This window comes from Thermosynechococcus sp. M98_K2018_005 (genome assembly GCF_015295825.1).
Taxonomy (GTDB): domain Bacteria; phylum Cyanobacteriota; class Cyanobacteriia; order Thermosynechococcales; family Thermosynechococcaceae; genus Thermosynechococcus.
In genome coordinates this window covers 1-8,622 of the sequence record NZ_DVEH01000046.1, presented here as the reverse complement: position 1 = coordinate 8,622, position 8,622 = coordinate 1, and the positions used below count along the sequence as shown (strand labels likewise).

The following is an 8,622-nucleotide window of genomic DNA, read 5'->3' as shown; positions in this document are numbered from 1 at the left end:
CGAGGATGTCAAACCATCCCCGTTCTGCTGGCGCTCGTCCAATCGCGATCGTCATAAAACTCAACTCCGATAAGGAAGTGATAAAGGCAGATTCGTGAGCTAGCTCAATCGAACAATGAGAGCTAAGTTTACGAATCTTAATAACGACCCTAATCTAGCAAAGGCATTCTGTGGTTTTCAACAAGGCATATCCCGTGGGATGATCTTGTATATCCAAAATAGCCCTTTTCCAAACGATGGGGATCCACGACTGAAGCGTTCTCCTGCCCAGCAGGCTGTTTCGCGCAAAGTGTTCACTTGCTGTGAAAAGGGCTGTAAGATACTTCAGTGTCTCTTGTGCTCAACTTCCCTATGGGTCACCCCCTTGTAATCCCCACCATTCCCGTAAAAGTCTCAGTTTTTGGACTTCCCCTCCATTTGGTGGACAATGCCCCCGAGTGGCTGCTGATGCAACAGCGGGATGGTTATGGTCAGCACGTGATTACGCTCAATTCAGAGATGGTGATGCTGGCGGAGCGAACACCAGAGTTTGCTGATGTTGTACACCGTGCTGATTTGGTGATTCCCGATGGATCGGGGGTCATTCTCTACCTCAAGTTGCATGGTCTGTCCGCGCGCCGTCTGCCGGGGATTGAATTTGCCGAAGCCCTCCTGCGACTTGCTAATGAAGCTCCGCAGCCCAAGCGAGTCTTTTTCTATGGGGCAGCACCGGGGGTGGCAGAAAAAGTGGCTGAGCGCTGGCATCGAGAGTTGCCAAACTTAAAGATTGTGGGCGTGCAATCTGGCTACCATGATGCGGATACCGAAGCTGCCCTCATTGAAAAGCTTAAAGAGGAGCAACCCCACATTATTTTTGTCGCTTTGGGGGTACCTCGGCAGGAATACTGGATCGATCGCCATCGTCACATTTGCCCAGAGGCGATTTGGGTCGGTGTTGGGGGCAGCTTTGATATTTGGGCTGGAGTGAAAAAACGGGCACCCAAGCTCTTCCAAAAACTTCATTTAGAGTGGCTCTATCGCCTGTATCAAGAACCGTGGCGGTGGCGGCGGATGCTGGCTTTGCCCCAATTTGCATGGAAAGCGCTCCTGAGTCGTTTGCATGGGCGACCGCGTTTCTCATCCCGATGACCGCCGTGACCCCAGTGGTACCCCCCTGCGAATCAACCTCTAAAGGGGTAATTGTTGCAGAACTGTGCCAAGTCACGAAGTCCTTTGGTGGCGCCTTGCCTTGCTTACATCGCGTCAGTTTGCAACTGCGACGGGGAGAGTTTTATTTTCTCACGGGTGCTTCGGGGTCGGGTAAATCCACCCTCTTAAAACTTCTCTGTGGCCAAGTTCGCCCAGATCAGGGCATAGTTCGCCTGTTTGGTGAGGAAGTCAATCCCCAGCAGGATCGGCGGATGGCACAGTTGCGGCGGCGCCTAGGGGTGATTTTTCAGGACTTTAAGCTCTTGGGCGATCGCTCGGTGGCAGACAATGTGGCTTTTGCGCTGCTCGTGCGCGGTATTCCCAAAGCAGAAATTCAGCAGCGGGTGCAAACGGCGCTCAAACTGGTGGGCCTGAGCCACAAAGCCAATGCCCCTCCCCAATCTCTATCGGGGGGAGAGCAGCAGCGGGTGAGCATTGCTCGGGCGATCGTTGGTGGTCCTGAGCTATTGCTGGCGGATGAACCCACGGGTAATCTGGATCCCCAAACCAGCCAGCAAATTCTTGCCCTGATCCACCGCCTCCATCAACATGGGCTAACGGTTCTCTTTACCACCCATGACTTAGCCTTGACTCGCTTAGTTCCCCATCGGATTCTCCATTTGCACCATGGAAAACTTGAGTCCCCTACCCACCCTTGACTTTTTGCTTCCAGAAGTGCGCCGCAGTCTCTGGCGCGGTGGTTGGCTCAATGGTGCAGCGGTCATTGCTGTGGCCGTGACACTCTTTATTTTTGGTTGGGGCTGGCAAGTGTCGCAACTCCTCGGCGCTAGTGTTGAGTCCTTGGGTAATCGGTTAGAAATTACGGCCTATGTCTCGCCTACGCTTCCCGCAGCCAAGGTGGCCAGCCTCAAGGAACAGTTGGCAGCATTACCGGGGGTAGCCGACCTCACTTGGATTGATCGCGATCGCGCTTGGGCAGAATTACAAGCTGATTTAGGCCTCAAAAGTGAACAAGGTGGCTTAGACCTCTTTGACACCAATCCCCTCAGCGATGAAATCAAGATCCGCGCCCAAAGCCTCCCACAGGTGGCTCCCCTAGCTAGCCAAATTGCCCAAAAAGAAGGCATTGAGTCTGTGCAGTATCTTGAGCGCGCCCTAACAGGCCTGCAAAGTGTGCAGCGGGTGGTGCGGGGAGTCACGTTCATTTTGGTGCTGCTCCTGAGTTTAACGGTGGTTGCTCTGGTGAGTGCTATTTTGCGGTTGATTATCCTTGTGCGCCAACCTGAAATTGAGATCATGACTCTAGTGGGCGCCACCCAAACTTGGATTTATACGCCCCTATTTATTCAAGCCGCTAGTCTAGGTGGCGGCGGCGGTTTACTGGCGTGGATGGTTGGCTGGGGCACTAGTCAACAGCTTCAGCAGTGGTTAACCCAACAGGCCAGTTTTCGCGCCCTTGCCAGCAATGTCTCCATTGAATGGTCGGTGGGCTTGGGGGTCTTCCTGATCATCACTGGGGTGATTTTGGGGCTAGTGAGTACCCGATTGGCACTGCAAACCACAGCCTCTATGCCAAAATAGTCTTGATTCTTTCTAGACTCAGCAGCACTGGAAAAGAGCCTCTGCATGAGCAATGGTGGGCAGCCAGAAGTGTTTGGCTATCTGGTGACCGACCCCACAGATGCAGCTCAACGCTACCGTTCTCGGCGGCTTTGCCCTTTTAACAATAAAGTACCCAATTGCACAAAAGACAAGGCCAAAAATCCCCTCGGTGTGTGCAGTGTTTATCATGAAGGGACACCCGTTATTACTTGTCCAATTCGCTTTCGTCAGGATTGGATCGTTGCTGATGCTGCTGCCGATTTCTTTTTGAAGAGAGAACACAGTGGACTTCTCTTACGGAAGTGCGTCTCAACAATGCCCATGGCAAGTCTGCTAGAAACATCAATGTTGTTCTTGTTGCCTATGATGAAAGTGGCAGAGTGACTAATGAAGTTTCTTTGAGACACCTCCCGCGCCCAAGCAGGTACCCAAAGATAAAGCTGAGATGGCATGGCTGATCTATGACCTAGGGCTACGCAAAGCAGAGGGGACTGACTCAGAGCGATATTATTTGACGAAAGTAGATGAGGTTTTAACAGAATTTCAACCTGCATTGCTGGCGATTACAACTCCATCCCCCGGCACGATCGACCATTTCATCAAAATTCTCCAAGAAAAACTTGATGACCAATTGGAGGCTCCTCCAGTCAGGGATTGGCTCGCGTTGGTATCCAAAAATACTTGCCCAGAGACTGATGAACCTCAATCATATTGCTAGCCGGATGGATTTCCGCTGTGACGATGGCTTAAATGTCATGGTCGAGTTTGCTAATCGTAAAGATGCAATCTACTTCATTGATCCTCCCTATACGGCGGGTGGTAAGAGTGCTGGTAGAAGGCTCTACAAATATCATCAAATCAAATTGATCACGAATATCTCTTTCGAAGATGCAGCTCACTTTCGGGAAACTTTCTTATGACATATAGTGATGCCAAAGAAGTTCAAGAGATGGCGGCTCAGCATCAGTTCAGGTACGTTCAATTTTGATGAAAAATACCCATCATGCTACGATAAGTGAGTTAGTGATTGGACGAGATTTACTATGGTTAGATACTAATGCTTGCCTACAGCAGTCTTGGCGCTTTGAGCATATTCAATCCTTGTGAAAAGGACTGCACGCTGCTTCCTCTTCCTGTAACAAAAGCTAAATACTCATCCAATCTCAAAAACCACCTAATGTATAACCCAACTAACGAGTGATATGACACAATCTACGGCTGACGAAAAGGCAATTGTGCAAAACTACTTCAACACGACCGGATTCGATCGCTGGCGGCGCATCTATGGCACGGAGCAGGTCAGCAAGGTGCAAGCGGATATCCGCATGGGACACCAACAAACGATTGATACGGTGCTGGCATGGCTCAAGGCCGATGGCTCCCTCAAGGGTAAACTCATTTGTGATGCCGGCTGTGGTGTTGGTAGTCTGAGCATTCCCCTTGCGGAATTGGGGGCACGGGTCTATGCCAGTGACATTTCCGAGAAGATGGTGGCTGAAGCCCGCGATCGCGCTGCTGTTCAATTGAATGGCCACCATGAACTCATCCTCAGTGTGAGCGATCTTGAAGCCCTGCGGGGACAATACCATACCGTCATCTGCCTCGATGTCCTCATCCACTATCCCGACAGCCAAATGGCAGGGATGCTAGCCCACTTGAGTTCCTTGGCGATGGAGCGGCTGATCCTCAGCTTTGCCCCCAAAACACCAAAATATACGCTGCTGAAAAAAATTGGTGAATTCTTCCCCGGCTCCAGCAAGGCCACCCGTGCTTATCTCCACAGTGAGGAATTTATTGTCGGGATTTTGCGAGACTTGGGTTGGCGGATTGAACGCAATGCCATGACCAAAACCCGCTTTTACTTTTCGCGACTTCTAGAAGCAGTGCGCGCCTAAATGACGAGCCTCAACTTGAGCTTGGCGGATCTGCAAGCCTTGGGGCGCCAGTGGGGGACATGGCTGCCGCCGGGGACGGTGCTCTTGTTAGCGGGGGAGCTAGGAGCAGGGAAAACCACGTTTGTGCAAGCCTTGGGGGAGGGATTGGGTATTGCGGATGTCATTCAAAGCCCCACCTTCACGCTGATTCAGGAATACCCCGAAGGGCGTGTGCCCCTCTATCACTTTGATCTCTATCGCCTTACCCCCGCCGAAGTGGCGGAGTTGGCACTGGAACGCTATTGGCTTGGGGAAGAAATTGATCTGGGAATTGTTGCCATTGAGTGGCCCGATCGCCTGCCAATTCTACCCCCAGACTACCTTAGGCTCCAGCTTCAACGACAGCAGGATCGCACCTGTCTAACTCTAGAGGCTGTAGGGGCAGCGACATCACTGTTGCCCAAGTGCTTAAATCTTTGAGGGCGCGATCGCGATAGGCAGCATAACGCAAGGCCTTTTGCCGAATTTTTTGCTCTAGAGGTGGCAAAATACCAAAGTTGGGGGGCATGGGCTGGAAGGTTTTGCTCTCTGCCGTACTGATGTAGTGAAACAGAGCACCGGCCATTGTGGTTGGGGGCAATACCAAGGGGGTGAGTCCCCGTGCCAAGCGAGCCGCGTTCGTTCCGGCTAACCAGCCCCCCGCTGCTGCGGCCGTATAACCTTCGGTACCCGTAATTTGACCCGCTGCTAAGAGGGTGGGGCGATCGCGAAACTGAAGACTGGCACTCAACAACTGCGGCGCATTGAGGAACGTATTGCGGTGCATTACCCCCATGCGCACAAACTCCGCCTGCTCTAAACCGGGGATCATCCGAAACACCCGCTGTTGCTCCCCCCAGCGCAGATTCGTTTGAAAGCCCACCAAATTCCACAGTTGGCCGTGGCGATCCTCTTGGCGTAGTTGTGCCACCGCATAGGGACGCTCTCCCGTACGCGGATTCTGCAAGCCCACAGGCTTCAAAGGGCCAAATCGCAGGGTATCCACCCCCCGTCGTGCCAACTCCTCTACCGGTAAGCAAGCCTCAAAAAATTGGGCACGCTCGCGCTCAAAGTCCTTCAGCGGCGCCGGTTCAGCTTCACAGAGGGCTTGCCAAAAGCGCTGGTATTCTTCAGCAGTGAAGGGACAGTTGAGGTAGGCGGCTTCCCCCCGGTCGTAGCGGGAGGCCAAAAAGGCCACTTCACGGTTAATGGACTCCCCGACCACAATTGGGCTGGCAGCATCAAAAAAACTCAGGTAGTCCAGTCCCGTAAAGCGTTGAAGATCGGTACTTAGGGCTTCACTAGTCAGTGGTCCAGTGGCCAACACCACAATCCCGCTTTCTGGGAGGCAGGGTAGTTCTTCGCGCCGCAATGTTACAAGGGGATGGCTTTCGAGGGTTTTAGTTAACTCACGGCTAAACTGGGCGCGATCCACCGCTAGAGCACCGCCGGCGGGCACTTGATGGCGATCGGCAGTGGCAATAATCAACGACCCGAGGGCACGCAGTTCATGGTGCAATAGCCCTGTGGCGCGATCGCTGGCCTTGGCACCAAAGGAATTACTGCACACCAACTCTGCCAACTCCGCCGTATGGTGGGCTGGACTGGCCACTTGGGGGCGCATTTCATAGAGGACCACCGGCAGACCCGCACGGGCAATTTGCCAAGCCGCTTCTGTACCGGCTAAACCGCCGCCAATGACCGTAATCGGTTCCATTGCTATCCTTTTGGGGGAGACTCCACTGGAACATCTGAGGTGGGTAACGCCGCTGAGTCCTCTGCCTCTGGCTTAAAGACCGAACGCAACAGAGGTGGTGCAACGAACGTGGTCAGAATCACCATGACAATAATGCTGACATCTAGGGCCTTCGAGAGCACACCGCTAGCCGAGCCGACAGCCGCAAAAATCAACCCTACTTCACCGCGAGGCACCATACCAATGCCAATGGCCCAACGGTTAATTCCCGGCTGACCAAAGACGGTTGCTCCTGTTACCACCTTACCAACAATGGCCACAACTACAAGGAAGGAGGCAATAATTAGACCCTCACGATTGGCCGGTTCTAGGGGATTAAGAACGCTAATATCAGTGCGGGCGCCGACACAGACAAAGAACACCGGCACCAGCATATCGGCAATGGGCAAAATCTGCTCCTCTAGCTCACGCCGCTTCTCTGTTTCCCCCAAGACCAAGCCAGCAGTAAAAGCACCGAGAATAGCTTCCAGTTGCAGGATCACGGCGACATAACCAAGGACAAAGGCAAAGATGAGGGAGGGAATGAGCAGGTTACCGCGCGTTGTCAGGCGATCAACCATCCCCAGAAAGAAGGGACTCAGCAGCCGCCCCACGACGACAGAACCCACCAAAAAGACTACAGAGCTAATAATCAGATAGATCACATTGCTGATCTCGACCGTGCCGGTTTTGGCTAGACTGGCCACCACTGCCAGCACGATAATGCCGAGAATGTCATCGAGAACTGCTGCCCCAATGATGATTTGACCTTCTGGGGAGGTGAGGCGTTGAATTTCCGCCAAGACTTTGGCTGTAATCCCAATGCTGGTTGCCGTCAGAGCCGCCCCCGCAAAGATAGCGGGTACCAAGTCCACATGAAAGAGCGTCACAAGGCCGAAAGTTCCTGCAACAAAGGGAGCCACCACCCCCACCACAGCAACGACAGCCGCCTGGGGGCCCACCTTGAGCAAGCCCTCTAAATCCGATTCCAAGCCAATCTCAAAGAGCAGGATCATGACGCCAATTTCCGAGAGGACGGAAATCACTTCGCTGGCGGTACTGGCAACCACTGAAGCGACAGTGCCATCCATGTCTGCCGTCTGCTGAATAAAGGTCGTCAGGACAGAGGGTTCCGTTGACCCCCCTTCGGAAAAAACCAACAGGTGCAAGACGGAAATACCAACAACCACACCCCCTACCAGTTCGCCCAGTACCGGTGGAAAGTTAATGCGGGCACAAATTTCACCGCCGACTTTGCTGGCAAAGTAGATCACCACTAGACTCAGCAGAACAGCGGCCAAGATCAATGGACCTGCTTCCGCCAAGTTCACTGATTCTGCTGCAACATCGGCAAGAACAGGTTGAAAAAGTGACGTTATCAAGGGCATAGCAGCAAATGTTAAAAACTCTTTAACTAAGTTAAGCACGCCTTCCCCTTCAGCTCAACCTTGAATTGACTGAACCGAACTTGGCTCTTTGTTGTCTAATTGCGGTGGGATTTCAACATGGTTACCATAGTCTTTTATACGGGTATACGGGCGATCGCCCCAGCCTTTAGGAATGGGCATTCTATCAGTGATGAAACGTTTAGGGAGAAATAGTGAACATTCGTCTCCATGGTGGATCTCCCCCTTGGGCGGGTGACCAGCGACGCTGGGAGCAACGACAGGCACGGTAAATTGTTATTGAGGGGGCAGTTGCCCTTTTTATTTTGAGCGATCGCTAACCAAAAGCAGCCTCAAAGCTAGCCTATTACTGCTTCTTGGGCTAAGCCATGAGTTTTTCTAAACTTTCCGCGAAAAGATTCTTGGTATAGTAGAAGCGTTTACGAACTACTGTCCACTCGTCATTGGGTCAGCCATGCTACTGAAGTCCACAACACGCCACGTTCACATCTATGCCGGCCATGTGGTTGATGGTGAAGTTCATCCTGATACGGAAACACTGACGCTGAATGTGGATCCCGATAACGAATTGGAGTGGAACGACGCTGCCTTAGCGAAGGTGGAAGCCAAATTTCAGGAGTTGGTGGCCAATGCCGCAGGGGAAGACTTAACGGAATACAATTTGCGGCGGATTGGCTCAGACTTGGAGCACTTTATTCGCTCGTTACTGATGCAAGGGGAAATTGGCTACAACCTCAATAGCCGTGTGCGCAACTACAGTCTGGGGATTCCCCGTGTGAATCACTCCTAGATTCATTGATCCTCAATCGCGGATTAT

General features: G+C 52.5%; 9 protein-coding genes and 1 pseudogene. 8 read left to right on the top strand and 2 right to left on the bottom strand.

The features are described from left to right. Positions 1 to 351: 351 nt before the first annotated feature. The 7 genes and pseudogenes from IGQ15_RS06130 to tsaE all read left to right on the top strand — a co-directional run bounded on the left by IGQ15_RS06130 (position 352) and on the right by tsaE (position 5,105). The gene (locus tag IGQ15_RS06130; RefSeq protein WP_297049781.1) at positions 352 to 1,128 is read left to right on the top strand and encodes a WecB/TagA/CpsF family glycosyltransferase; all 777 of its coding nucleotides are present in this window, start codon (positions 352 to 354) and stop codon (positions 1,126 to 1,128) included. Beyond that, on the top strand, positions 1,125 to 1,847 hold the full coding sequence (ftsE, locus tag IGQ15_RS06125; protein WP_297049779.1) for a cell division ATP-binding protein FtsE: 723 nt from the start codon (positions 1,125 to 1,127) through the stop codon (positions 1,845 to 1,847). Before IGQ15_RS06130 ends, ftsE begins: the two co-directional genes overlap by 4 nt. Continuing rightward, positions 1,816 to 2,730 (top strand): permease-like cell division protein FtsX, encoded by a 915-nt coding sequence (locus IGQ15_RS06120; protein WP_297049777.1) that lies wholly within the window; start codon positions 1,816 to 1,818, stop codon positions 2,728 to 2,730. Before ftsE ends, IGQ15_RS06120 begins: the two co-directional genes overlap by 32 nt. Before the next feature lie 45 nt (positions 2,731 to 2,775). Further along, positions 2,776 to 3,209: pseudogene (locus tag IGQ15_RS06115) on the top strand (NotI family restriction endonuclease). Beyond that, positions 3,197 to 3,469, top strand: coding sequence for a hypothetical protein (locus tag IGQ15_RS06110; protein WP_297049773.1), 273 nt, complete (start codon positions 3,197 to 3,199; stop codon positions 3,467 to 3,469). The pseudogene IGQ15_RS06115 and the gene IGQ15_RS06110 overlap by 13 nt, the downstream one beginning before the upstream one ends. 484 nt (positions 3,470 to 3,953) lie before the next feature. Continuing rightward, a complete protein-coding gene (gene bchM, locus IGQ15_RS06105) occupies positions 3,954 to 4,646 on the top strand; it encodes a magnesium protoporphyrin IX methyltransferase (RefSeq protein WP_297049770.1) in 693 nt (230 codons plus the stop codon). Then, complete coding sequence (gene tsaE, locus IGQ15_RS06100; RefSeq protein ID WP_297049767.1) at positions 4,647 to 5,105, top strand: tRNA (adenosine(37)-N6)-threonylcarbamoyltransferase complex ATPase subunit type 1 TsaE; 459 nt, start codon at positions 4,647 to 4,649, stop codon at positions 5,103 to 5,105. Here the strand turns inward: tsaE and trmFO are convergent. Then, the gene (gene trmFO / locus IGQ15_RS06095) at positions 5,008 to 6,381 is read right to left on the bottom strand and encodes an FADH(2)-oxidizing methylenetetrahydrofolate--tRNA-(uracil(54)-C(5))-methyltransferase TrmFO (RefSeq protein ID WP_297049765.1); all 1,374 of its coding nucleotides are present in this window, start codon (positions 6,379 to 6,381) and stop codon (positions 5,008 to 5,010) included. The genes tsaE and trmFO overlap by 98 nt on opposite strands. 2 nt (positions 6,382 to 6,383) lie before the next feature. Continuing rightward, on the bottom strand, positions 6,384 to 7,787 hold the full coding sequence (locus IGQ15_RS06090) for a cation:proton antiporter (RefSeq protein ID WP_297049763.1): 1,404 nt from the start codon (positions 7,785 to 7,787) through the stop codon (positions 6,384 to 6,386). 472 nt (positions 7,788 to 8,259) lie between these two features. On the opposite strand from IGQ15_RS06090, the gene ndhM reads away from it, so the two are divergent. Beyond that, complete coding sequence (ndhM, locus tag IGQ15_RS06085) at positions 8,260 to 8,595, top strand: photosynthetic/respiratory NAD(P)H-quinone oxidoreductase subunit M (protein WP_206199685.1); 336 nt, start codon at positions 8,260 to 8,262, stop codon at positions 8,593 to 8,595. Positions 8,596 to 8,622 lie beyond the last annotated feature (27 nt).